Below are 22,904 nucleotides of genomic sequence, written 5' to 3'. Positions count from 1 at the left end.
CATGGTGGAGCGCGCCGGCTATCTTCCCGGTCTCGACCCGACGGCCCTCCGCTGGGAAACGCTGACCTTCGACCGCACCGGCCAGGCCCTGGCGGTCGAGGTGCCGGTGCTGGGTCCGGACGAGATCGCCCGTCTGGCCGCGCATGTGCGCCGGCATGCGGCCGAGCGCCTGCGCGCGCAGCCCGTCGCGCGCGTGGTGGAGGCCATCGACCGGGCCATTGCCCGGCTGCTCGACCGGCAGGACCCGTATCGCCGGCGCATGGAAGACCTGCTGCCGGTCGTCACCGGCTATGACCGCGAGATGGTGCGGCTGGGCCTGACCCAGTATCTCAAGACCTTCCGCAAGCCGGAGCTGTTGCGCTTCCTGGCCGAGGATTTCACCAACCCCGCCATGCTCGACGGCTTCCAGCCGCTGCCGAAGGGCGGTCTCGGTCGGGCGTTCGGGCCGCCGGTGCTGGCGCATATCTGGGCCGGCAATGTGCCGGGCCTGCCGCTCTGGAGCCTGGTCAGCGGCCTGCTGGTCAAGGCCGGCAATATCGGCAAACTGCCGAGCGCCGAACCGCTGTTCGCCACCGGGTTCGCGCAATTGCTGGCCGAGGAGGCGCCGGATCTGGCCGACTGCCTGGCCGTGGTCTGGTGGCCGGGCGGAGCGGAGGCGCCGGAGCGCGCCCTGTTGCAGGTGGCCGACCTGACGCTCGCCTATGGCGGCACCGAGTCCCTGGCGGCGATCCAGGGCCGGATGCCGCCGGCCAGGCGCTTCCTCGCCTACGGCCACAAGGTCAGCTTCGCCATGATCGCCGCGGCGGCGCTGGACCCGGCCAAGGCCGGCGAAACCGCGCGGCGGGCCGCCCATGACGTGGCGCGCTACGACCAGCAGGGGTGTTTTGCGCCGCACGTGGTGTTCGTGGAGCGGGGCGGCCCCATCCCGCCCCGGACCTTCGCCCGCTATCTGGCTCGCGAACTGGCCGCTTTTGGCGAGCGCTACCCTCGCCGCGGCCTGACGCTGGCGGAGACAAGCGCCGTCGCGGCCTGGCGCCAGCGGGAGGAATTCGCCCAGGGCGGCACGGTGCTGGGCGACGCCGCCGGCAGCTGGAGCGTGTCGGTTCACGAAGGCGAGGCCGGCTTCGGCCCTTCCTGCCTGAACCGCGCGGTGCGGGTGGTGGCCGTGGACGACCTGGCCGCCGTGCCGGCTATGGTCGCGCCGTTCCGCCCCCTGCTTCAGACCGTTGGCCTCGCCGCGCCGCCGGAGGACCTGGTGCGGCTGGCCGCGGCGCTGGGCGAGGCCGGCGTCACCCGCATTTCCGCGCTGGGCGACATGACCGCGCCGGAAGCCGGCTGGCACCATGACGGTCGCTTCAACCTGCTGGACCTGGTCCAGATCTGCGAAATCGACGCCCGCGCGGAAACCGTGGCGGACCGGCTGGCTGGCTATGCCGACTGACCCGCCCTTCCTGGCCGTCGAGCAGGCCAGCTATGCCTATCCCGGCGAGGGGCCGACGGTGGACCGCGCCGACCTGGCGCTGGCGCCCGGCGACTTTCATTGCCTGGTCGGGCGCAGCGGCTGCGGCAAGACCACCCTGCTGAAACTGGCCGCCGGCCTGGTGCTACCAACCGCCGGGCGGGTCCGCATTGCCGGCCGGGCGCTGACCGGGCCGTCGCGAGACGTGGGGTTCGCGTTCCAGAGCCCGTCGCTGCTGGAATGGCGGACGGTGCTGGACAATGTGTTGCTGCCGATCTCGCTGCACCGCCGGGTGCGGCCGGCGGACCGGGCGGCGGCGCTGGACTGGCTCGACCGGCTGGGCATTGCGGAGCACGGGCCGCGCTATCCGCGCCAGTTGTCCGGCGGGCAGCAGAGCCGGGCGGCGCTGGCGCGGGCGCTCGTCACGGCGCCGCCGGCGCTGCTGATGGACGAACCCTTCGCCGCCCTCGACGCCATCACCCGCGAGGAGTTGCAGGACGACCTGCTGCGGCTCACGCGCGAGCGCGGCACGACCGTGCTGTTCGTCACCCACGACATGGCCGAGGCGGTCTATCTGGGCACCCATGTCTCGGTCATGGCGCGGGGCCGGATCGGCCGGACCTTCGCCGTCGACCTGCCGGCCCGGCATGGCGCCGAAAGCCGCTACGACCCGCGCTTCACCGCGCTCTGCCACGACATCCGCGCCGCCCTGGCGCCGCCGGCGGAGGCCGCGGCATGACGGCGACGCGACTGCTCTCCCTGAGCCTGCTGCTGGCGTTCGGCCTCGCCTGGGAGGGCGGGGTGCGGTGGGCCGGCGTTTCGGCCCTGGTGGTGCCGGCGCCGTCGGCGGTGCTGACGGTGCTCTGGCAGGGGCTGACGCAAGGCTTTCTCTGGCCGCACATCTGGGTGACCGGCGCGGAGACCCTGCTGGGTTTCGCGCTCGGCAGCGCCATCGGCTTCGTCTGCGGGCTGGTGCTGGGCGAGGTGGCGTTTCTGCGCCGGCTGCTCTGGCCCTATGTGCTGGCGAGTCAGGTGGTGCCGAAGCTGGCACTGGGGCCGATTTTCATCGTCTGGTTCGGCTTCGGCCTGACCTCGATCGTCATCATCACCGCGCTGATCTGTTTCTTCCCGCTGCTGGAGAACACGATCACCGGGCTGCAATCCGCGCCGCCGGACAAGCGCGACCTGTTCCGCATGCTGGGCGCGACCCGCTGGCAGACGCTGCTGCGCCTGAAGATTCCCGCGGGCCTGCCGCTGATCCTCTCCGGCGTGCGCGTCGCCATCGTCCTGGCGCTGGTCGGCGCCGTGGTCGGCGAGTTCATCACCGGCGGCCTGGGCCTCGGCGCCAGCATCATCGCCGCCCAGGGGATGATGGATTCCACCCTGATGTTTGCCCTGTTCATCGTCATCACGGCGATGGGGATGCTGTTTTACCACCTGACCGTTCTGGCCGAACGCTGGCTGCTGCGCGGCTGGCAGAAAGGAAACGAAGCATGAAATTGCGCACGCTCGCCGCCGCTGTTGCGGCCTTGGGACTGACCGCCCTTTCCGCCCTCGCGCCGGGTCTGGCCCACGCGCTCGACAAGGTCACCATCGCCGGCTGGGGCAAGCCGATCAGCGAGATCACCAACATCCTGGCCGAGCCGGACAAGGGCTTTTTCAAGGCCCGGGGCATCGACCTCGGCTATGTGCCGGGCACGGGCGGCGGCTCGGCCATCACCAACATGCTGTCCGGCGCCGCCAATGTCGCCTTCACCGATCCGTCCTCGCTCTATCAGGCGCTGGACCGGGGCGAGGATCTGGTGGCGATCTACAACATCTACCCGCAGAACGTGTTCAATGTGGTCTCGCCGGTGGATCGGGGCATCAAGAGCGCCGCGGACCTGAAGGGCAAGACCGTGGGGGTTTATGGCCTCAACAGCGGCACCCGGCAGAACCTGCTGTTCCTGTTGCATGAAGTGGGTCTGAGCGAAGCGGACGTGACGATCCAGGTCACCGGCCTGCTCAACTTCGCCCCGGTGATCCAGGGCCAGGTGGACGCCACCGCCGCCACCGACACCGGCCTCTATGTCGGCAAGCTGAAAGGGCTGGGCGAGGTCAACGTGATCAATGTCCGGGACAGCCTGAACGTGCCGTCCGACCTGTTCGTCGTGCCGCGCGCCTATTACGAAGCCAACAAGCCGCTGTTGCGCCGGTTCCTGGCCGGCTACCGCGACAGCGCCGCCTGGATGATCGCCCATCCGGAGGAAGCGGCGAAGATCGCCGTCACCCGGTCGATCAACGGCCGCGACGAGGCGGTGAACCTGGCGATCATCAAGCTCCGCAACGCCTCCGCCCAGTCGGAGACGACGCGGGCCAAGGGGTTGGGCCATTTCGATCTGGACGTGCTGCAACAGGGTGCCGCCGCCTATTATCTGCATGGTCTGCTCAAGACCCATCTGGACATGGGCCAGGTGGTCAAGACCGACCTGTTGCCGGACTGAGCGCGCATGGACTTCGCCGGCAAGACCGTTCTGGTCACGGGCGCGAGCCGCGGCATCGGCGCGGCCATCGCCAAGGGTTTTGCGGCGGAGGGGGCGGCCGTGGCCGTCAACTATCGGCGCAATGGCGAGGCCGCTGCCGCCACGGTCGCGGCCTGCCAGGCGCTGGGCGGCGATGCGCTGGCGATTGCGGCGGACGTCACCGACCGCGCCGCCGTCGACCGGCTGGCGGCCGAGACCCTGGACGCGTTCGGCACCATCGACGTTCTGGTGCACAACGCCTTCAGCCCCTATGTCTTCGACCCGGAGGCGCGCACGCCGTTCTGGGAACTGGGCTGGGACGCCTTCCAGACTCAGATCGACGGTTCAGTGAAGGCCGCGCATGGCGTGGTGCAGGCCGTGCTGCCGTCCATGCTGGAACGGGCCGAGGGGTGCATCGTCACCATCGCCACCAATCTGGTGGCCCGGCCGGTGGTGCCCTATCACGACTACGCCACGGCCAAGGCGGCGCTAATCGGCTTCAGCCGCAATCTGGCGGTCGAGTTGGGGCCGCTCGGCATCCGGGTGAACACGGTCTGCCCCGGCCTGGTCTATCCGACCGAGGCCAGCCGCAGCACCAGGGAAGGGCTGAAAGACGCCCTCATCGCCCAGACGCCCCTCCGCCGCATCGCTGCGCCGGAGGACGTGGCCGGGCCGGTGATGTTCCTGGCCTCCGACTGGGCCCGCTTCATGACGGGCCAGACGCTCTACGTGGATGGCGGCCTGGTGATGGGCTGAGCCTCACCCCGCGAGCCGCCGGCGGAACCGGCGGCGGACCGGGACCCGCGCCTACATCTCCGCCAGCCGGGCCACGGCCGCCGCCAGCTTGTCGCGCTGGCCGGCCAGGTCGTTGCGCTTCTCGCGCGTGTCCTCGACCACCGCCGGGTCCGCCTTGGCGAGGAAACCGGGATTGGCCAGGCGCTTGTCGATGCCGGCCATTTCCTTCTCCGCCTTGTCGATGGCCTTGGTCAGGCGATCCCGCTCGGCCGCGATGTCGATCACGTCGGCGAGCGGCAGGCCATAGGTGGCCTCGCCGACCACGATCTGCACGGCGCCCTTCGGCATGTCCGTCGCCGGTTCGACGCCGGTCAGGCGGGCGAGACGCAGGATATAGCCCGCATGGCGCTCCAGCCGTTCCAGGGTTTCGGCCGCGGCGCCCTGCACCAGACACGGGATCTGCGCGCCCGCCGGCACGTTCATCTCGGCGCGGACGGCGCGGATGTCGGTGATCAGGCGCACGACCCAATCCATCTCGGCCTTGGCCGCCGGCGCTTCCAGCCCCTGCCCGTCCGGCCAGTCGGCGGTGATCAGCGGGCGATCCGGAACGAAGCCGAAATGATCGTTCAACTCCTCGGTGATGAAGGGCATGAACGGGTGCAGCATCAGCACGATCTGGTCCAGCACCCAGGCGGCGGTCGCCCGCGTCTCGGCCGCGGCCGCGGCGTCATCGCCGTTCAGGATCGGCTTGATGAATTCCAGATACCAGTCGCAGAACGTGTTCCAGACGAACTGATAGACGCCGCCGGCCGCCTCGTTGAACTTGTAGGCCTCGATCCCGGCCGCCGTCTCCGCCGCGGCGCGCGCGGTCTCGCCGACGATCCACTGGTTGACGGTCTGCGCGACGCCCGCCGGGTCGAAGCCGGCCGGCAGGGCGCACTGGTTCATCTCGCAGAAACGGGCGGCGTTCCAGATCTTGGTGCCGAAATTGCGGTAGCCCTCGACCCGTTGCGGCGCCAGCTTGATGTCGCGGCCCTGCGCCGCCATCACCGCCAGCGTCATGCGCAGCGCGTCGGCGGAATAGCGGTCGATCAGTTCCAGGGGATCGATGATATTCCCCTTGGACTTTGACATTTTCTGGCCCTTTTCGTCCCGGACCAGGGCGTGGATATAGACATGCCGGAACGGCACGTCGCCCATGAAATGGATGCCCAGCATCATCATGCGGGCGACCCAGAAGAAAATGATGTCGAAGCCGGTGACCAGCACGTCGCCCGGGTAGTAGCGCTGCAATTCCGGCGTCTGGTCCGGCCAGCCGAGCGTCGAGAACGGCCAGAGGCCGGAGGAAAACCAAGTGTCGAGCACGTCCGGGTCGCGCTGCAGCGCCACCGCCTTGCCATAGTGCTGCAACGCCCGTTCCGCGGCCTCGGCGTCGTCATGGGCGACGAACACCTGCCCATCCGGGCCGTACCAGGCCGGGATCTGGTGGCCCCACCAGAGCTGGCGCGAGATGCACCAGGGCTGGATGTTGCGCATCCACTCGAAATAGGTCTTGGACCAGTTCTCGGGCACGAACTTGGTGCGGCCGGTCTCCACCGCCTCGATGGCCGGCTTGGCCAGCGTTTTGGCGTCCACATACCATTGTTCGGTCAGATAGGGCTCGATCGGCACGCCGCCGCGGTCGCCATAGGGCACCATATGCGTGTGCGGTTCGATCTTCTCCAGCAGCCCCAACGCTTCGATGGCCGCAACCACCCTCTTGCGCGCCTCGAACCGGTCCAGGCCCTGATAGTCTGCGGGCGCGTTCTCGTTGATGCGGCCCTTGCGGTCCAGGACGTTGATCATCTCCAGATCGTGGCGGCGCCCGACCTCGAAATCGTTGAAGTCGTGGGCGGGCGTGATCTTCACCGCGCCGGAGCCGGTCTCCGGGTCCGCATACTCGTCGCCGACAATGACGATCCGGCGGCCGACGATCGGCAGAATGCAGTGCTGGCCGATCAGGTCGCGATAGCGCTCGTCATCCGGGTGCACCGCGACGGCGGTGTCGCCCAGCATGGTCTCGGGCCGGGTGGTGGCGACGGTCAGGAAGCGATCCGGCTGGCCCTCCACCGGATAGCGGAAATACCAGAGATGGCCCTTGACCTCTTTTGGCTCGACCTCCAGGTCGCTGATCGCGGTTTCCAGCGCCGGGTCCCAGTTGACCAGGCGGCTGTCCTTGTAGATCAGCCCCTCGCGATAGAGGTCGACGAACACCTTGCGCACGGCGCGGGAGACGCCCTCGTCCAGGGTGAAGCGGTCGCGCGGCCAGTCGGCGGAGGCGCCGAGCCGGCGCAACTGGCCGGAAATGGTGCCGCCGGATTCCCCCTTCCACGCCCAGACCTTTTCGACGAAGGCCTCGCGGCCGAGGTCGTGCCGGGTCACGCCCTGTTCGGCCAGTTGCCGCTCCACCACCATCTGGGTCGCGATGCCGGCATGGTCCTGGCCCGGCTGCCACAGCGCATCGCGCCCGCGCATGCGCCAATAGCGGATCAGCACGTCCTGCAGCGTGAAGGTCAGCGCGTGGCCCATATGCAGGCTGCCGGTGACGTTCGGCGGCGGCATGATGATGGTATAGGGCTCTTTGTTCGACTCGGGATCGGCCGCAAACGCCCCCGAGGCCTCCCAGTCCCGGTAGTGGCGCGCTTCGACGCCGGCCGGCTCGAAGGTCTTATCCAGCGGGGCCTTGGCGGAAGCGGCGACGGAATTGGGCATGGCATCTCTCCAACGGCTCGCGGGCCGGCCTCGCTACAGGCCAACCCGGGGGCGCGGACCATATCGCAATGCAAAATTTTTTGCCCCGCGGCAAGAGGCGCAGCCACAAACGGGCGCGTCAGTCGTCGGCCCGCCGGCCCCGCTCCCGGGCGGCGACTTCCGCCTGCAACGCCACATCGACCTGATCGCGGACGATGCGCTCCAAATTCCGGTCGAGCCAATCCGCAAGGATCGGACGCAACACATCCTCGACGATCCGGTCCAGCGGGCGGCCGGACACCGGGGTTCCGACGCCGCGTCCGGCAGCGGACAGATCCCGCTCGCGCGCATCCAGCCGGGCCAGAACGCCGGCAATGGTATGGTCGTCCTCCGCCTCCGGCCCCGCCTCGTCCTCCGGGTCCGGCCGGATGGCCGCGGCAGGGGGAACAGGGAGCGAGCCCGGCACGCGCTGGGACAGGCGTTCCGCCAGGGATTTCGGCTTCATCGGCACCGGGACAGTCTCGGCCCCGCGAACGACGGCGGTCAACTCCAGGGGCTCGTCGGGTTTGGCGGCATGCGCTGCCAATGGCGCATCCCGGCCCGCCGCCCTGCCATCGCCCCGCGCCAGGTCCCGGAGCCGGGCATAGAACGCCTCGTCAGCGAGATGGCCGGGTTCGTTCTCCCGCTTGGACATGATCGGCCCCGCCCGCGCTATTTGTCCGCAGGCTGCCAGGGGCTGCCGACATCGGTGCCGAACCAGGCGCCGCGTACGGCATTATAGTGCGCCCGCACGTCGTAACGTGGCACCGACAGGTCGAGCGTTTCGGCGGTGAGATAGCCGACAGACGCCGCCAGCGACAGGGACGCCACCACTTCGTCGCGCCGCGCACGGGTCAGATTCACGCGGGCGTTGAGCAATTCCTGCTCGGCGTCCAGCACATCCAGCACGGTGCGGGTTCCGACCAGCGCTTCCTGCCGCACGCCATCCAGCGCGATCTCCTGCGCCGTGACCTCGGACCGCAGGGCCGAAATCTGGTTGCGGGTCGCCGACAATTGTTCCCAGCCGGCGGTGGCGCTTTCGATGGCCGCCCTCCGGGCTTCCTCCACCTGGACCAATCGCTGCGAGGCCTGTTGCTTGGCCTGACGCACACGCGAACGGACCGAGCCGGACTGGTACAGCGGCACGGTCACCTGGGCCAGGGCCTGCGCGTTGAATGCGCTGACGTCGGCGGCCGAATTTTCATACGATTGCCGCACCTGCCCGACCAGCGAGGCGGACGGCAGCAACTCCCCTTCGATCACGCGGACGTTTTTCGTCGCCGAAAGATGCGAAAACACCGCCTGCACCACCAGCGGATTGTCCTTCTGGCTGCGCTGGATCGCCTCGTCGCGCGAGGCGGGGAGGCCCGGCAGCGGCGGCGGCGGCACCAGCACGCCCGGCGCCACCCCGACGACCTGCTCGTAGTTCGCGCGCGAGGTTTCCAGATTGCCTTCGGCCGCCCGTCGGTCGGCGATGGCGCGGGACAGCCGGGCCTCCGCCTGGCTGACATCGGTGCGCGTCACTTCTCCCACCTGAAACCGGTCGCGCACCGCCTGCAACTGGCGGCGCAGCACCTCCTCGTTGTTCAGGTTCAGTTCGACCACGGCCTGATCGCGCACCACGTTGACATAGGCGACGCCGGCCGACTGCAACACCTGCTGCTCGACCGACAGCAAGGCCGCCCGCTCGCTCAGCACCTGGTTTTCGGCCTGGGCCAAAGCCGCCGGATTGCGCCCGCCGCGATAGAGCGGCTGCACCACCTCCAGCTGAACCGAGGCCGGCGTCCGCGTCTGGTAGCGGTCGATCGCCGGGTTGGAATCCTGGTAGGCGACACCCGCCGATGCCGTGCCGGTCACCGTGGGCCGCCACAGGCTGATGGCCTGGTTCACGTTTTCGTCGGTGCCCCGCACCTGCGCCCGCTGCGCTTCCAGGGTCGGATTGCTCATATAGGCCTTGGCAAAGGTATCGAGCAGCGACTGTGCGCTCGCGCCATCCGGGCCTGCGACCGCAAGCCCGAACGCCAATCCCAGTGCCAGCCAAGAAACAGCGGAAAACTTATTGCTCAAAAGACGAACTCCTGCGCCCGTTCGAAACCTGGCAACAACGGCACATTCGCATCGCAAACGCGATCCGCTGCAACCGTATCACCCGCTTTGCGCATGACCGTGAGGACCGGAACACCTGTCGGCCCCGCAATGGCGACGACCAGCCGGCCGTTCGGCGCCAGTTGCTGGAGAATCGCGTCCGGCACGTGTTCGACGCTCCCTTCGAATACAATGGCATCATAGGGGGCTTGTTTCGGCCAGCCGGCCGCGAGCGCCCCGTGCGCCACCACCACATTGTCGGCTTCCACCCCGCCCAGGGCCTGCTCGGCGCTCTGGGCCATGGCTTCGTCTTCCTCCAGCGCGACCACGGCACTGGCCAATTTGCCGAGAATGGCGGCACCGTAGCCGGTGCCGGCGCCGACCAGAAGGACCAGATCGCCCGGGCCGAGGGCGGCCAGCTGGTACATGCGGCCCGCAATCATCGGCGGCGGCAGCCAGCGCCCGCCGCCAAGCGGCAACGGCTCGTCGATATAGGCGACGGACCGCCTGCCGGAGGGCGCGAACGCTTCCCGCGGCACGGTGGCCATGGCATCGATCACCCGCGGATCGCTTACCTTGTTGGTCCGAAGCTGGTTTTCGACCATGTTGCGACGGGCAAGGACAAAATCGGTCATAGCGAGCGGACAATCCTATTGTCGATGGGGCCTATCGTCGATGGGGATGCGAGCCTGATGCCGCACGATACCACCAAGCCAAGCTCGGAGCGCTACGTCACCACTCCAAAACTTTGGCGGCGTACGCAGAACACAACCGATTTTTGCCAACAAAGCAAGGGAAGAACGATGCCGCCAACCCGGATTCGGTGCCGCGCCGGCGCGGCGTGTCGGCGGCCGGGCGGAACGGACTTGACGATCGGCGAGGACCAATCTATTGACCGGCCTCCGGTTCCGACCCATTTCCGGTCCAGGGAATTTCGGTTTCAGGAACCGACGGATGCGGGGCGCGATGGCAGAGTGGTGATGCAGAGGACTGCAAATCCTCGTACACCGGTTCGATTCCGGTTCGCGCCTCCACCCCTTATCCCGGCTTGGCCCGTTTCCCGGCTTGGCCCGTTTCCCGGCTTGGCCCGGCCCTTGCATCGCCGACCGGGTCAGGCCCGCCGGTCGACAGCACGGGCGCCTGCGCGCCCTGATCCCTTCGCGACCGGGTCGAAATTCAGCACCGCCCGCTGCCCGTCCGCCAGCCGCAGGCGACCAACCACCTCGGACAATCGGGCCCGCTCCCGCTCCGACAACGGATCGGTGGATCGCAGCAGCAAGCGCAGCTGGGTCCGGTCCAGGCGGCCGACCACCACGAAGGACCGGCCCGCCGTCGTCTCCACCATCACCTCGAACCGCCAAGCGGACCGGTCCGACGACGGCTGAGGATCGGGGGAGACGGGATCCGGCAGGGCCTGGCAGTGGCACGCCAGGAAGCGGACGGGTCCCGGCGCCTCCGGCCGCCATTCGCGCAATTCCCAGCCGAGACGGCGCGACAACGCCTCCGGTTCGCCTCCCTCCTTTGCCGGGGCCACGCCGGCGGCCGCCCGGCGGGCCGCTGCCCGCCCGACCCGCGCTCGCAGCCCGGCAAGGACCGCCTGCGGGTCCGTCCGCTCGAGAAGGTCGGTCAGCGACCGGGCCCAGGGGGGCGTTGCCACACCCCGCAGAACGGCGCGGCCCGCGGCGAGCCAAGGGCCGGTGCGCGGCAAGGCCACGGGGCTAATCCAGGAGCGGCTCGTCCGCTTGGTCGCCATCGGTGATCTCGATCTCGCCGGCCTTGGCCAGGGACTGGGCCAGGCTCACCACCGCCTGCTGGGCGTCCTGCGCATCCTTCAGGCGCACCGGCCCCGCGGTCTCCATGTCCTCGCGCATCTGCTCGCCCACCCGTTTCGACATGTTGTCGAAAAAGTGGTCGACCACTTCGGGCGCGTTGCGCTTCGCCAGCGTCAGGGCCAGGACCAGCGTGTCGCGCTCGCAGTTCTTGATCACCGCCTGCACACCCGCAGCGCTGACCCGGCTGGCGAAGTCCGGGAATGCGAAGATCGCCTTCTGCACCTTGCCGGCCAGGTCGGGATCGTGGTCCTGCAAGGCGTTCAGGATCGGTGCTGCCCGGTCCGGCGGCATCTGGTTCAACAGGTTGCCGATCACATCGTGCGGCTGGCGCGTGGTCTGCTGTTTTTTCAGCGCGGCCAGCAAATCGTCCTGCAAGGTCGCCTTGACCTCCGCCATGATCCGCCGGTCGATGGTGCCGGTGCGGCTGATCCGCAGAATGATCTCGTTCGCCTTGCCCTCGGGAAACAATTGCAGCACGCGCGCGGCCTTTTCGGGCCGGATGCGACTGAGGATCACCGCCGCCGATTGCGGCTGTTCGTTGCGCAGATAGGCATACAAGGTCTGCTCCGGCGTGTTCGAGAGCTTCTCCCAGACATCGCGGCCCGACGGACCGCCGATTTCCTGCATGATCTGGTCCACCTGCCCTTCCTCAAGGAAGCGGGTCAGGAAGCGGCGGGTTTCGGTCGTCCCGCCGCGCACCATGGCGCCGTCGCCCACCGCCACCGCGAATTCGCCCAGCACCGCATCGACGGTTGCCGCATCGACCGGCCCCAGGCGGTTCATGGCCCGGGCGAAGCGGCGATAGTCGCTTTCGTCCATGCGGCTCAGCAATTTCTCGGCCCGCTCCTCCCCCATGCTGTAGACGACCACCGCCGCCTTTTCGTCCGGCGCCAGCGGGCGATGCGAGACGAGGGCCAGCGGGTTCCGGCTCGGCTCGGTCGGGTCGGTCGGGTCGGTCGGGCTCATCGGTCATCTCTCCCACGCGTGTGGCCGGTTCGGGACGGCGTCAGCAGTTCGGCCAGCAGGCGCGCCAGCGGCGGCGCCGCGGTGCGCAAGGGCGGCGCATCGAAGCCGTGGCAGCGCAGCAGCGCCGTCAGGGCCGAGCCATCGCTGCCGGCAAGCGGCAAACCGTCCGCCCGCGCCTGCCGCACCATGGCGCCGACCGTAGCCGCCAGCGCGCCGGACGCCTCCCGGTCCGAATTCCCGCTCATCCGCCATAACTCCCAACCATCGACCCCGCAATCAGGTCCCAACCATTGCTGACCGTGAAAAAGGCCAGCTTGAACGGCAGCGCCACCATGACCGGCGGCACCATGATCATGCCCATCGCCATCAGGATGGAGGCCACCACGATGTCGATGACCAGAAAGGGCAGAAAGATCACGAAGCCGAACTGAAACGCCCGCTCGATCTCGGTGATCATGAAGGCGGGCAGCAAGGCCGAGAGCGGCATATGGCCGTCCTCGTCCACGCGGGCGCGGGCCAGTTTCAGCATCAGGCCGCCGTGATTGTCCTTCACCCGTGCCTCCATGAAGGTGCGGAACGGCGCCACGGTCCGGTCGATGGCCTGTTGCTCGGTGATATCGCCGTCCATATAGGGCGCGATGCCGTCGCGCCAGGCCTGGTCGAACACCGGCGCCATGACGAAGAAGGTCAGGAACAGCGCCAGACTGACGATCATCATATTCGGCGGCGCCTGCTGCACGCCGATGGCCTGGCGCAGGATCGAGAGCACGGTCACCATGAACGGAAAGCAGGTGACCATCATCAGCACGCCGGGCGCCAGGCTCAGCACCGTGACGATGGCGAAGAGCTGGACCAGCCGCGGCGTCAGCGCGCCGTCCGGCCCCAGATCGATGGACACCGACTGGGCCAGCGCCAGGCCCGGCAGCAATGCGCCCGGCAGCAGCAGGAGCGTCAGGCCCAACGCCGCCAACAACAGCGGCCGCACCCGACGCACGGCGGGCGTCCTAGCCATTGCCGAGAGCATCGACGATCTCCGTCATGCGGACGCCGAGGCGCCCGGACCCATCCTCCAGTTCCTGGAGCTCGCCGCGGGCGATCACCCGGTCGCCGATGCGGATATCCACCGGATCGTCGATCCGCCGGTCCAGCACGATGATGCCGTCGCGGCGCATGTTGATGAGTTCGCCGATGGGCGGGCGCGCCTTGCCGACGCTGACCACCACCTCCACCGGCACGGAAAAGATGGCGCGCCGCGAGCCGGTGTCCCGGGCGGCGGCGGCCAGGGCCTGGGCCATGGTCGGCGCAACCGCGCCCTCTTCATACTCTGCGTCGACGACGCCGGCTTCCGGGTCGCTGGCGTTCGTCTCAGTTTCGTCGGTCATCGGTCTCGCTCCCGATCGATGCGACCGGATCGGCACGGCCGCCGCATTCCGGTCCAGAAGTCAGCACTTGGTCCAAAACCCTCTGCACCGCCGCGATGGCGGCGTCCGGCGCAATCCCGCCGCCGCCCTCGTCCCACGCCAGACGCACGACGCCATCGGCCAGGGCCGAATCCGGCTGCAACCGCAAGGTCTCGGGCAGGGGCGGGGTGACAGCCTGAAGTGCCGTCACCGTCTCGGGATGCGCCCGGACGGCAACCGCCGGCAGCCGCACCGCCTCCCCGGCCTGCCGCAAGGCGGCGGCGCAAGATCGGATCGCCTCCCGCTCGGCCAATCCGGGGGCGATGGCGGTCAAGGCCGCCCGGAACGCCTGTTCCAGGCCGCCGAGCGCGTCGGCCAACAGCGCGTCCGCCTCGCGTCGCAGCGTCGCGACGTCACCGATCAGGCGTTCGGATTCGGCCCGTTGGTCCGCCGCCGCCTGGGTCGCGACCGCTTCGGCTGCGGCACGGCCCCGGGCTTCGCCCTCGGCAAAGCCCTGGCGCCGTGCGGCGGCCAGTTCGGCCGCGCTGTAGGCGCTGGCCTCGGCCCGGCGCACCCGAGCCTCCAGCGCGAAGTCGCGGAGCCGCATCGGGGATACGGTCATGCCGCCTCCTCCTCGCTCTCGTGCAGCCACTGGCGGATCTGGGCAAAGGCCTCGTCCGGCCGGTCGTCGACAATGGCCTGAAGGCGCGCCACCTGCGGGTGGTCCGAGGGGGCAGGCGCTGCCAACTGCGCGACGGCCAGGCTGTCGTCTTCGCCGTCGCCGGCCGGGGCGGCATCCGCGCCGCCGTCATAGCCGAGCAACGGCTCGTCCTCCGGCATCGGCTCCAGCGCCGGCGCGGCCACCGGCCCCCAGGCGCGGCCGTTGGTCAGGGGGCGGACCACGAACCACATCAGCAGCGCGACCACCAACACCAGGCCCAGGATTTCCGCCAGGTCGACCACATTGCCGGCCACCGCCGACGCCAGGCCGCTGTCCGGCGGCGTTGCCTCGTCGCTGGCGGACAGCGCGAAGGGCAGGTTCTCCACCGTCACCGTATCGCCGCGCGCCTCGTCGAAGGCGATGGCGGAGCGCACGAGCTTGCCGATGGTGGCCAGTTCCTCGGGGCTGCGCGCCTGCCACTGGGGCTCGCCGTCGGCGTTGGGCACCAGCGTGCCGTCGACCAGCACCGCGACCGAGATGCGTTTGATCGCGCCGGCCAGCTTGTGCCGTTCGCGCCGCACCTCCGAGACTTCGTAATTCGTGCGCTCGGAGGTTTCGGACTTGTTGCTGGAGCCGCCCTTGGCCTTGTCGGCCTGGGCTTCCGGCAGATTGCCCGAGACGCCGACGGCGCTCTCGGCCGGTTCCGTCCGGTTTTCGGCGGATTCCGACACATCCGTCTGCACCGCCACCCGGCCCTCGGGGTCGTAGGAGCGCTCGGTCACGGACTCGGTTTCGTTGTCGGTCTCCACGGCGACGCTCACCCGCACGCGGCCGGCGCCGACATGGGCGGTGAGCAGGGCTTCCAGTTCGGCCCGGATGCGCGCCTCGCGGGCGATGCGGGCATCGTCGACGCTCAACGCGCCGTCACCGGAATCCGGCCCCGGCATCAGGCCATTAAAACTGTCGATGACCGAAACCCGCGCGGGTTCGAGGCCGCGCACCGCCAGCGCCACCAGATGGCGCACGGCGGAGGCCTGCCGGCGGGTCAGCGCCGCGCCGCTGGCGGTGGTGATGACCACCGAGGCGGATGGCGCCACCCGCTCGCGCGAAAAGGCGGTGCGCGCCGGCCGGGCGATATGCACCCGGGCGTTGCGCACATTGTCCAGCGCCGTGATCGTACGCGCCAGCTCGCCTTCCTTCGCGCGCCAATAGGTGGCGTCGAACATGTCGGCGGTCACGCCGAACCCGTTCAGCCCGTCCAGCAATTCGTAACCGGCCTGCCCCTGGCGCGGCAGACCGTCCGCCGCCAGCGCCATCCGGGCGCGGTCGCGGGCCGTCGAGGGCACCAGCAAGGATGGGCCGGACACCTCGTAGGGAATGCCCATCCCATCCAGCCGCGTCGCGATCTCGCCGGCGGACCGCGCGTCCAGGCCCGAATAGAGGGGCACGAAATCCGGTCGCGTGGTCGAAAGGGCGAGATAGCCGATCACCGCAACCGTCGCGGCAATGCCGAGCCCCAATGCCAGCAACCGGCCGACGCCCAGCTTTTGCAGGTTTTCGATGAGCCGATCCATGCCCGCTCTGCTCGCCTTCTGGCTTGAGGTAGCCGGCGCGCAATGCGCCCGGCCGAAACCGTGTGAAAAGTCACGAGCAAGACAATGCGCAGGTTAGATTAATAACCCGTTTAGGGGGTTGAGGCATGATCCGCCCCCTCGCAAGAAGAGACAGGTGGATGGACATGACAGAAGTCGCAGCCGAGGAGCCGCCGAAAAAAGGCGGGAGAATGGGGTTGATCCTCTTGATCGCCGTCGTGGCGGTGGCGGGCGGCGGCGGCTTTGGCATCGGCATGAGCGGCCTGCTCCCATTGCCGTTCGGCCCGACCGAAGCCGAGCATTCCCCGGCGGAATCTCATGCAAAAGACCCAAAACCAATGGAAAATATTGCGTATTACCACCTGCCTGAACTCGTCATTCCACTTGGAAAAACCGCGTATTCCCGATATTTGCGCACAAAAATCTATCTGGAAACCAACCAAAACCAGGAACAAATCATCCGCAATACGGAACCGAGAATCATGGATACTTTGAATGTCTTTCTTCGGTCCGTGGACGAACGGGATGTTTCCTCCGTTCTGGCAATGGAAACGTTGCGGGCCGAGATGCTGCGCCGCGTACAACTGGTCACCGGCGAGGATGCGGTTCACGCGGTTCTGATCGGCGAATTCCTGCTGCGCTAGGCCAGGACACCCGCCGAAACACCTCCCCGTCAATATTTAACACGTGAATGCGGGACACTGACGATGACCGGATTTAATATTTTCATCGATGGAATTTTGATTTCCACAAGCTTCGCCGCCTGTTTCTATTGCATCCTGCTGTCACGACGGGTCCGCCGGCTGGCCAGCGCCGACCAGGGCGTCGGCAAGGGCATCGCCGACATGACCGAGGCCGTGGAACGGCTCAACGCCAGCCTGGAACAAACCCGCCTGGCCGCCCGCACCGAGTCGGACCAGTTGCAGCGTCGGCTGGCCGAAGCTCGCTCCCTGTCGGAGCGGGCGGCCGAACAGCAGGACGAAAGCGAACAATTGCTGGCGGACGTGGCCAACCGCCTGTCCGACGCCCGCCAGATGGTCCAGTCCCTGGAAAGCCTGGTCGAAGCCGCCAACAAACGCCGCCAGCGCGCCCGCCGCGCGGAAGAGCGGGAGACCTGGCGGCCGGACCTCTCCGACGGACTGCCGGCGGAAGAGGCGCACAAGGCCGCGCCCCCGCTGCCGCGGCGCCCCTCCCCCTCCGCCGCTGGCGACGATGACGACGCCTTGCTACTGGACGCCATGGCGCTGGACCAAAGCGAGGACGATGGGGATCCGCTGCCGGACGTGATGCCGATCATGCGCCGCCGCAATCGCCATGCCGGCCCGGCCGTGCGCAACGGTTCGGCCTTGCGTAAGGGAGCGTGATCCATGCCGCCCGCCCAGCCGATCCAACCGGCGGCGCAGACGGGAGCCGCCGCCTCTTGTCCCGCCGCTGCCGCGCGACCCAAGGCCAATCCGGTTTCCGTCAGCCTGGCGAGAGCCCGCAGCGAGGCCCGCCGGCGCAGTTCGACCGCGCTCTATCTCATGGCCTCGGCCTTCCTCGCGACGGCGGTCCTGCGCGCCAACGACATGCGCCACGACATCGCCGCCCTGATTGCCGCTCCCGCGCACGCCGCCACGCCCGAGCACGGGGCCGAACACGGGGCCGGGCGCGGGGCAGAGGCCGAGCATGACGCAAAACCCGAACCGCAGGAGAGCGAACCCGCCGCCGCAGCGAGCGCCAACGCCATGACCACCAACGCCAGGCCCGCCGGCGGCGGTCCCGCGGGCGCCGCAGCCGCCAGGGCCGAAGACACCAGCCATGCAGCCATGGCCACCCGGGACAGCCCTTCCCCGCCCTCGGCAACCAGCGACGCGGCCGCCGACCCCGGCTCGCCGTCCGGCTGCCTCGACGGAGCATTCCTCGCTGCCGCCCGCGAGAGGGAGCGGGAGCTGGACGCCATGGAAGCGACCATGGCCGGCCGCCGCCGCGAATTGGAGGTCATCGAAAAACGAGTCGCCGCGCAACTGGCGGAACTCGCAACCCAGCAGAAGGCGCTGAAGGCCGCGTTCGGCCAGGCGGAAACCGCGGCCGAGGACGAGGCGATGCAACTCGTCTCCATCTACGAACGCATGAAGCCGAAGCAGGCGGCCCAGATTTTCGACCGGATGCCGCCGGAAATCGCCGCCGGCTTCGTCCGCCGCATGCGCAAGACGAATTCGGCCCTGATCATGGCGAACATGGACCCGGAGAAAGCGTTCGCCGTCAGCCTGTTGCTGGCCGGCCGCTCGGGCGCGGTGCGTCAGGAATGAGCCGTTTCAGCGCCTTGTTAAGGCTTCTGCCCGATACTCCCTGCGGCGGACGGCCCGGCCCGGGCCCCGCGGCCCCGATGGACTGAAACGAGGACGACGATGCTTCCGATCATCGGTGTGGTGGTGGTGCTTGCGTGTGTGTTCGGCGGCTATGTGCTGGCGGGCGGACATCTGGAAATCATCCTGGAAGCCATCCCGCACGAAATGCTGACCATCGGCGGCGCAGCGGTCGGCGCGTACATGATAGCCAACGGCGGCACGATCCTGAAGCAGACCGGCAAGGACTTCGCCAAGGCGCTCAAGGGCCCGAAATGGAAAAAGGACGACTACACGGCCCTGTTGTGCCTGCTGTTCGAACTGGTGCGGCTGGGCCGGACCAACCCGATGGCGATCGAAGCGCATGTGGAAACTCCGCAGGAGTCGGACATTTTCAAGCGCTATCCGAAAATCCTGCACGATCACCACGCCACCGACCTGATCTGCGATTACCTGCGCGCCGCCGGCATGAGCTTCGACAATCCCCACCAGGTCGACGACATCATGGAGCGCGAGCTGGAAAAGCACCATGAGGAGGTGCTGGCCACCTCCGGTGCGCTCCAGACCATGGCCGACGGCCTGCCGGCGCTGGGCATCGTTGCGGCGGTCATGGGCGTCATCAAGACCATGGGCGCCATCGACCAGCCGCCGGAAATCCTGGGCAAGATGATCGGCGGCGCGCTGGTCGGCACCTTTCTCGGCGTGTTTCTGTCGTATGGCGTGGTGGGGCCGCTCGCCTCCCGCATCAAGGCCATTCACGACGAAGAGGCGCGCTTCTATGGGCTGATCCGCGACGTGCTGGTGGCTTATCTGAACCGCCACCAGCCGAATATCTGCATCGAAGTGGGCCGCAAAAGCGTGCCGGGGCATATTCAGCCGTCGTTCTTCGAGGTGGAAAACGCCCTCGACACCCTGAAGAGCACCGCCACCCTGGCGGCAGCGGCCTGAGCGATGCGAGCCGCCGTCCTCCCGTCCCTGCTGTTGACGCTGAGCCTCGGCGCGACCGCGCCCGTGGCGTCGGCGGCTCCCGCACCGAACGGCTCGGTCGCGGCGGCGCCGATTCCCAACGCCGCGACCGGCCACCCCATCCTGCCGCGGCCCCGGCCACCCGGCGCGCGCGCTGCCGCCGCGTCACCGCTGGCGAGCGTGCCGCCCGCCGACGGCAGCCTCACGGCACAGGAGGTCGAGCGGCTGCGCGCCTCGCTGCGCTGGGCCGCCGAACAAGGCTTTATCGGCGGCGGGAAAGACCCCGACAGCCCACAACCCGGGCACGACCCGGCCAAGGCAATGCCACCGTCACCGCCGCCGGCCAATCTCACCAACGTGCAGCAGCGACCGGGCGAACCGGAAGCCGCGCCCGGCGCCCCCGCCGAAACCGCGCAAACGGACCCGCCGGCCAGCGCGGAAGCAGCGCCGGTCTGTGCCGGGCCACCGGGCACGCCGCTGGTCGACTGGCCGCACGCACCAACGGACCGGCGCGGGTTCCTCGCCGCCATCGGCCGCCAGCGGGCCGAGATCGCGGCCCGCACGGACGCCGGCACGCTGCACGATCTGGCGCTCTTTTACCTGAGCGAGGGGTTCACGCAGGAGGCGCTGGCCTCTCTGATCGCGCTCGGAACCACGCCGCGGCCGCTGCTGGACGCGGTCCGCATCCTGCTCGACCGCGCCGATCGGACCGGCGACACCCTGGCCGATCAGGTCGCCTGCTACAGCGACGGCGCAGTCTGGCGGGCCGCCTGGTTCGCGGCACACAACCGAGCGGCCGAAGCGCTCGCAGCCAGCCGCGATGCGCTCGCCCCGCTGGCCGCGTTTCCCAAACATCCGCGCACCGTCATGGCGCTGGCACTGGCCCGCATCGCGCTCGACCATGACGATCTCGAACTCGCGGAGGAGTTGCTGGCGCTGGTCGACCCGGCCCCGGCCCAGAACGTGGTCGGGCCGATGGCTGCGCTGCGCGGTCGTCTCGCGCTGATGCACGGCCGCCCCAATCGCGCCGACTGGTATTTCTCGCAGGCGCTGGCCGCAGGCGGCGACGCCGCCCGCCAGGTGCGCCTGTTCCGGATCCGGCATGCTCTGGCGGCGGGCGCGCCGCTGCCGGAGCGGGCTTCCGACGAGATGCGGAGCGCGTTGTTCGACTATCGCGGCGACCGGCGATTGCTGTCCACGGCCCTGCTGGCCGCCGACGTCCATGCGGCCCAGGGCCATTTCCCCGCGGCCCTGGAAGCGCTGGGCGATGCCGCCGAGCGCCTGCCGCCCGAAATCAGCCTCGCGCCCATCGTGGCCAAGGCCCGCTCCATCCTGGAGGCGGCATTTGCCGACCCGTCGGCCATGAGCGTTGCGGACGCTCTGCAACTGTTCGCCGACGACAGCCATTTCCTCGCCGACAACCCGGCGGGGGTGGCCGTCCGCACCAAGCTGGCCCGACGCATGCTGTCCGTCGGCCTGCCGTCGGCGGCAACGCAAATCCTCGCGCCCCTGACCGGCGCCGCGGTCACGGCAACCGTGCGCCTGATGCGGGCGGAGGCCCGGCTGCGCAGCGGCCAAGCCGAGCAGGCGCTGGCCGCCCTGCGCGCGCCGCCGGCCCTTACCGGGCCATCGGCCGAGGACCTGGAACGCCAGGCCCTCGCCCGCCTCGGCCGGTACGGCGAGGCGGCCGCGGCCGCAAAACCCGACGCCGCCGCCCTGCGCTGGGCCGGTGCCGATTGGCCCCGCCGCCGCCGCCGACTATGCGCGGACCCTGCCGGCGAAGCCGCCGAAAGAGGCCGCGCCCGCTGCCGGCCAGGCCGCCATCCGCGCGCTCGCCGCCGACTATATGAGTGCCGGCCCCACGCTCGCATCGGACGCGACCGCCCGGGCCATCGCCATCGCCAATGCCGCCGGGCTCGGCGACGCCGCGGCGGCCCTGACCGCCAGGCCCCTGCCCGGCAGCCTGACGCTGCCCGACGCCATCGCCGCAACGCTGGAGCGCAGCCGGCAGGTGCGCGCCCTGTTCCCCAAGCCAGCCCCCGGATCGTGAGGCCCCCATGGACAATCCGATCTATGTCACCCTCGGCCGCCTGACGGCCCTGCAACGCCAGATGGACGTGGTCGCGAACAACATCGCCAATGTCAGCACCACCGGTTTCAAACGCGAGGGCACGCTGTTCGGACAGGTGGTGGAGCACCTGCCGGCCGAAGGGGATCGCCTTTCCATGGGCTCGGACCCCGCCACCTTTACCGACCTGACGCCCGGCGTCGCGGCGCAGACCGGCGATCCGCTATCGGTGGCCATTCTGAGCGACGGCATGCTGAGCGTCGAGCGCAACGGCGAGACGGTCTACACCCGCGACGGCCGTTTCGCCGTCAGCCCGGATGGCGAGTTGGTACAGCTCGCGACCGGCAACCGGGTGCTGGACGCCGGCGGCGCGCCGATCCAGATCCCCCCCGATGCGACCGCAATCGGCATCGCCCGCGACGGCACCGTCTCCGCCGGCGGCCTCCAACTGGGGCGCCTCGGCCTGTTCGCACTGGAGGCGCCGCGGCTGGAGCGGGTCGGCGACGGCCTGTTCCGGGCCGAGAGCCCGCCGCAGGTGGAGGAGCCGCAATTCGCCCTGGGGTTTCGCGAACAAAGCAATGTCAACCCCGTGACCGAACTGGTGCACCTGATCGAGATCCAGCGCGCCTATGAGCGCGGGCAGGCCATTCTGCAATCCGAACATGAGCGCATCCGCCAGGTCACGGACATCGCAGGCAACGCCAACTGAGGCGTTGGCCTTTTTCTCGTAACGGCAATCGGAGGGTAACGAGAGATCATGCGCGCACTGGAAATCGCCGCCACCGGCATGCAGGCCCAGCAAACCCGGGTCGAGGTCATCGCCAACAACATCTCGAATGTCGGCACCACCGGCTACAATATCCGCCGGGCGGAATTCGCCGACCTGCTCTATCAGCAGGCGCAACGCGCGGGCGAGGTCTCGTCGGACACGGGCACGGTCGTCCCGGCGGGCATCCAGCTCGGCCTGGGCGTGCGCACCGCTGCCGTCGCCATGCAGCCGGCCCAGGGCACGCTGCGCCAGACCAACGGCCAGCTCGACCTGGCCCTGGAGGGCCGCGGCTGGTTCGAGATCGAACTGCCCTCCGGCGACAGCGCCTATACCCGCGATGGCAGTTTCAAACTGTCGCCCGACGGCCAAGTGGTGACCTCCGAAGGCTATCCGCTGGTGCCGTCGATCACCGTCCCCGCCGACGCCCGCTCGGTCAGCGTCAACGCCGACGGCCAGGTGTTCGCGATCTTCGATAACGGCCAGGCGCCGCAGGAGCTGGGCAAGATCACGCTGGCGACCTTCATCAACGAAAAGGGGCTGGAAGCCCGCGGCAGCAATCTGTTCACCGAGACCACCGCCAGCGGCGACGCCCAGGTCGGCGATTCCGGCACCGACGGGCGCGGCAGCATGCGCCAGGGCTATCTGGAGCAGTCCTCCGTCGACATCGTCACCGAGATCACCCAGTTGATCGAGGCGCAGCGGGCCTATGAGATGAATTCCAAGGTCATCACCGCCGCCGACCAGATGCTGGCCGCCGCCAACCAGGTGCGCTGA

Annotated in this window: 23 protein-coding genes and 1 tRNA gene; 13 read left to right on the top strand and 11 right to left on the bottom strand. The window is 69.1% G+C overall.

The window, feature by feature from the left end; translation table 11 throughout:
* Position 1 precedes the first annotated feature (1 nt).
* The 5 genes from H6844_05095 to H6844_05075 are packed head-to-tail and all read left to right on the top strand — an operon-like array spanning position 2 to position 4,716.
* Positions 2–1,441 carry an acyl-CoA reductase gene (locus H6844_05095; protein ID MCB9928779.1) on the top strand — a complete coding sequence of 480 codons (1,440 nt, stop codon included), beginning with the start codon at positions 2–4 and terminating at the stop codon, positions 1,439–1,441.
* A complete protein-coding gene (locus tag H6844_05090) occupies positions 1,431–2,198 on the top strand; it encodes an ABC transporter ATP-binding protein (protein MCB9928778.1) in 768 nt (255 codons plus the stop codon). The genes H6844_05095 and H6844_05090 overlap by 11 nt, the downstream gene beginning before the upstream one ends.
* On the top strand, positions 2,195–2,956 hold the full coding sequence (locus H6844_05085; GenBank protein MCB9928777.1) for an ABC transporter permease: 762 nt from the start codon (positions 2,195–2,197) through the stop codon (positions 2,954–2,956). Before H6844_05090 ends, H6844_05085 begins: the two co-directional genes overlap by 4 nt.
* On the top strand, positions 2,953–3,942 hold the full coding sequence (locus H6844_05080; protein ID MCB9928776.1) for an ABC transporter substrate-binding protein: 990 nt from the start codon (positions 2,953–2,955) through the stop codon (positions 3,940–3,942). The genes H6844_05085 and H6844_05080 overlap by 4 nt, the downstream gene beginning before the upstream one ends.
* 6 nt (positions 3,943–3,948) lie before the next feature.
* Positions 3,949–4,716 (top strand): SDR family oxidoreductase, encoded by a 768-nt coding sequence (locus H6844_05075; protein ID MCB9928775.1) that lies wholly within the window; start codon positions 3,949–3,951, stop codon positions 4,714–4,716.
* A gap of 51 nt (positions 4,717–4,767) precedes the next feature.
* Here the strand turns inward: H6844_05075 and H6844_05070 are convergent, their stop codons facing one another.
* The 4 genes from H6844_05070 to H6844_05055 form a co-directional block, all read right to left on the bottom strand.
* Positions 4,768–7,446: a valine--tRNA ligase gene (locus H6844_05070; GenBank protein MCB9928774.1), complete on the bottom strand. Its 2,679-nt coding sequence runs from the start codon at positions 7,444–7,446 to the stop codon at positions 4,768–4,770.
* A gap of 118 nt (positions 7,447–7,564) precedes the next feature.
* On the bottom strand, positions 7,565–8,119 hold the full coding sequence (locus H6844_05065) for a DUF2497 domain-containing protein (GenBank protein MCB9928773.1): 555 nt from the start codon (positions 8,117–8,119) through the stop codon (positions 7,565–7,567).
* A gap of 17 nt (positions 8,120–8,136) precedes the next feature.
* Complete coding sequence (locus tag H6844_05060) at positions 8,137–9,411, bottom strand: TolC family outer membrane protein (GenBank protein MCB9928772.1); 1,275 nt, start codon at positions 9,409–9,411, stop codon at positions 8,137–8,139.
* 116 nt (positions 9,412–9,527) lie between these two features.
* Positions 9,528–10,184 carry a protein-L-isoaspartate O-methyltransferase gene (locus H6844_05055; GenBank protein ID MCB9928771.1) on the bottom strand — a complete coding sequence of 219 codons (657 nt, stop codon included), beginning with the start codon at positions 10,182–10,184 and terminating at the stop codon, positions 9,528–9,530.
* A 325-nt stretch (positions 10,185–10,509) separates the two neighbouring features.
* On the opposite strand from H6844_05055, the gene H6844_05050 reads away from it, so the two are divergent.
* Positions 10,510–10,583, top strand: a tRNA-Cys gene (locus H6844_05050).
* A 77-nt stretch (positions 10,584–10,660) separates the two neighbouring features.
* Here the strand turns inward: H6844_05050 and H6844_05045 are convergent.
* The 7 genes from H6844_05045 to fliF all read right to left on the bottom strand — a co-directional run bounded on the left by H6844_05045 (position 10,661) and on the right by fliF (position 15,982).
* Positions 10,661–11,263 carry a hypothetical protein gene (locus H6844_05045; protein ID MCB9928770.1) on the bottom strand — a complete coding sequence of 201 codons (603 nt, stop codon included), beginning with the start codon at positions 11,261–11,263 and terminating at the stop codon, positions 10,661–10,663.
* A gap of 4 nt (positions 11,264–11,267) precedes the next feature.
* The gene (locus H6844_05040; GenBank protein ID MCB9928769.1) at positions 11,268–12,347 is read right to left on the bottom strand and encodes a flagellar motor switch protein FliG; all 1,080 of its coding nucleotides are present in this window, start codon (positions 12,345–12,347) and stop codon (positions 11,268–11,270) included.
* The gene (locus H6844_05035; GenBank protein ID MCB9928768.1) at positions 12,344–12,592 is read right to left on the bottom strand and encodes a hypothetical protein; all 249 of its coding nucleotides are present in this window, start codon (positions 12,590–12,592) and stop codon (positions 12,344–12,346) included. Before H6844_05035 ends, H6844_05040 begins: the two co-directional genes overlap by 4 nt.
* Positions 12,589–13,359: a flagellar type III secretion system pore protein FliP gene (gene fliP, locus H6844_05030; GenBank protein ID MCB9928767.1), complete on the bottom strand. Its 771-nt coding sequence runs from the start codon at positions 13,357–13,359 to the stop codon at positions 12,589–12,591. The genes H6844_05035 and fliP overlap by 4 nt, the downstream gene beginning before the upstream one ends.
* On the bottom strand, positions 13,352–13,642 hold the full coding sequence (locus H6844_05025) for a FliM/FliN family flagellar motor switch protein (protein ID MCB9928766.1): 291 nt from the start codon (positions 13,640–13,642) through the stop codon (positions 13,352–13,354). The genes fliP and H6844_05025 overlap by 8 nt, the downstream gene beginning before the upstream one ends.
* A 70-nt stretch (positions 13,643–13,712) precedes the next feature.
* Positions 13,713–14,369: a hypothetical protein gene (locus H6844_05020; protein ID MCB9928765.1), complete on the bottom strand. Its 657-nt coding sequence runs from the start codon at positions 14,367–14,369 to the stop codon at positions 13,713–13,715.
* Positions 14,366–15,982, bottom strand: a complete 1,617-nt coding sequence (gene fliF / locus H6844_05015) for a flagellar M-ring protein FliF (GenBank protein ID MCB9928764.1) — start codon at positions 15,980–15,982, stop codon at positions 14,366–14,368. Before fliF ends, H6844_05020 begins: the two co-directional genes overlap by 4 nt.
* Positions 15,983–16,140: 158 nt before the next feature.
* Between fliF and H6844_05010 the strand changes: the two genes are divergently transcribed.
* From H6844_05010 to flgG, 7 genes are all read left to right on the top strand, one after another.
* Complete coding sequence (locus tag H6844_05010) at positions 16,141–16,644, top strand: flagellar basal body-associated FliL family protein (GenBank protein ID MCB9928763.1); 504 nt, start codon at positions 16,141–16,143, stop codon at positions 16,642–16,644.
* Between the two features lie 63 nt (positions 16,645–16,707).
* Positions 16,708–17,364: a hypothetical protein gene (locus H6844_05005; GenBank protein ID MCB9928762.1), complete on the top strand. Its 657-nt coding sequence runs from the start codon at positions 16,708–16,710 to the stop codon at positions 17,362–17,364.
* A 3-nt stretch (positions 17,365–17,367) separates the two neighbouring features.
* Positions 17,368–18,291: a hypothetical protein gene (locus tag H6844_05000; GenBank protein MCB9928761.1), complete on the top strand. Its 924-nt coding sequence runs from the start codon at positions 17,368–17,370 to the stop codon at positions 18,289–18,291.
* 99 nt (positions 18,292–18,390) lie between these two features.
* Positions 18,391–19,275 (top strand): flagellar motor stator protein MotA, encoded by an 885-nt coding sequence (motA, locus tag H6844_04995; GenBank protein ID MCB9928760.1) that lies wholly within the window; start codon positions 18,391–18,393, stop codon positions 19,273–19,275.
* 3 nt (positions 19,276–19,278) lie between these two features.
* Complete coding sequence (locus tag H6844_04990) at positions 19,279–21,387, top strand: hypothetical protein (protein MCB9928759.1); 2,109 nt, start codon at positions 19,279–19,281, stop codon at positions 21,385–21,387.
* Positions 21,351–22,070: a flagellar hook-basal body complex protein gene (locus H6844_04985; GenBank protein ID MCB9928758.1), complete on the top strand. Its 720-nt coding sequence runs from the start codon at positions 21,351–21,353 to the stop codon at positions 22,068–22,070. The genes H6844_04990 and H6844_04985 overlap by 37 nt, the downstream gene beginning before the upstream one ends.
* A 48-nt stretch (positions 22,071–22,118) precedes the next feature.
* Positions 22,119–22,904: a flagellar basal-body rod protein FlgG gene (gene flgG, locus H6844_04980; GenBank protein ID MCB9928757.1), complete on the top strand. Its 786-nt coding sequence runs from the start codon at positions 22,119–22,121 to the stop codon at positions 22,902–22,904.

This window comes from Alphaproteobacteria bacterium (assembly GCA_020638555.1).
Lineage (GTDB): Bacteria > Pseudomonadota > Alphaproteobacteria > Bin95 > Bin95 > JACKII01.
The sequence above is the reverse complement of the archived record's forward strand: the minus strand, read 5'-3'. Positions and strand labels throughout refer to the sequence as shown.